The sequence below is a fragment of the Halorubrum sp. SD612 genome (assembly GCF_002135005.1).
On sequence record NZ_NEWI01000365.1, the window covers coordinates 1 to 1423 of the forward strand.

The window sequence follows — 1423 nt, forward strand, 5'->3', positions numbered from 1 at the left end:
GCTCGTCGAAGGGGCCGGGCGAGGCGTCGAAGGGTTTCGCGACCGGCCTCACGTTGCGTTCGGGGAAGGTCATCATCGCGGTCTGCGCCGCGTCGTCGAGGTTGTGGCCGGTGAGCAGCTTGTCGGCGTCGAACTCCGCGGCGTAGTTCTCTAAGAGGTCCCGGCGGAACACGCCGCAGTACGCGCAGGCCGCCATGTTCTCCGGGTCGTCCTCGACGACGTCGTCCATCCGCACGTCGAACTCCTCCTCGTAGGAGACGAGTTCGTGGCGCATCGAGAGCTCGTCGGCCAGCTCCACGCAGGCGTCGACGCTGGCGTCGCGGTACCCCTCGATCCCCTCGTGGATCGTCAAGGCGAGCATCTCAACGCGGGGGTCGCGGCCGAAGACGTCGTCTAAGATCCGCGTCAGGGCGACGCTGTCTTTCCCGCCGGAGAGCCCGATCACCCAGCGGTCGGGGTCGTCGGGCGTCGCGTCCGGATCGAGGAGGCCGTCCTCGCGGACCCGACGCTTCACGCGCTTCTCGACCGACTCCCGGAGGTGGTCGCCACAGAGGTGCGCCCCGGAGTAGGCGGCGTGGTGGATCGCGTCGGCCCCGCACTTGTCGCACTCCATCGGTGTCGGGTTGCGGTCGCGCGGGCATACGGGTTTCGGGCCGGCTACGTGAGCGCAGTCGTGAGGTTGTACGTGACTGACTGGTGAACGACAGCGAACACCGCCAAAGCCCAGTCGCTCGTTTATAAATGTGTGTCAACAGATCGGCGGAGAGTACCTCCAAAGCCCAGTCGCTCGTTTATAAATGTGTGTCAACAGATCGGCGGAGAGTACCTCCAAAGCCCCAGTCGCGAGGCGGGCGCACGCTCGCTGCGCGCTTCACTCGGTCGCTCACTACGTTCGCTCCCTCGTTTCAGTGCTTGCGTCGCCTGCGCCCGCCTCGCGACTGCCCCTTTGAGTCCCGCCCCGCACCGCCCAGTACAGCGCCTCATACCTCCCCAACCTCGTCGGGCGCGTCCTTCGGGCTCCCTCCGGTCGCCCTCGTCGCGCCCGACTCCCTCGCGCGGACGACTCGCGGCCTTCGGCCGCTCGTCGGCACGCGCCACCGCACCGCAGAATTATTTATAAGTAATCGCCCAGCAGCGGCTCGACGCGATCCTTCGTCTCTTCGGGGATGGCCTCGGTCGGCGTGTTGACGGTGCCCTCCAGCGCGGTGTGCGCGTCGCACTCCAAGTCCTCGGGCAGCGTCCGCACGGCCTCCTCGACCGCGGCCTTGATCGCTTTCTGGTTCTGCTCGGCGCTCTCTAAGACCTCTTCGAGCGTCACCTCGCTGTCTTCCTTCCACACGTCGTAGTAGGTGACGCCCGCCATCCTCGCCTCCGCGATCTCGGCCCTCCCGGCCAGCCCCCCCTCCGCGACCCCGGCCCTGCC

General features: G+C 67.4%; 1 protein-coding gene and 1 pseudogene. Both read right to left on the reverse strand.

From position 1 onward, the window contains the following. On the reverse strand, window positions 1–613 hold a 613-nt coding region (locus B9G38_RS17380; protein WP_143415639.1), incomplete at its 3' end, for an ATP-binding protein. A 501-nt stretch (window positions 614–1114) separates the two neighbouring features. After that, a pseudogene (locus B9G38_RS17385) lies at window positions 1115–1423 on the reverse strand (S-methyl-5'-thioadenosine phosphorylase); the annotation flags it as partial.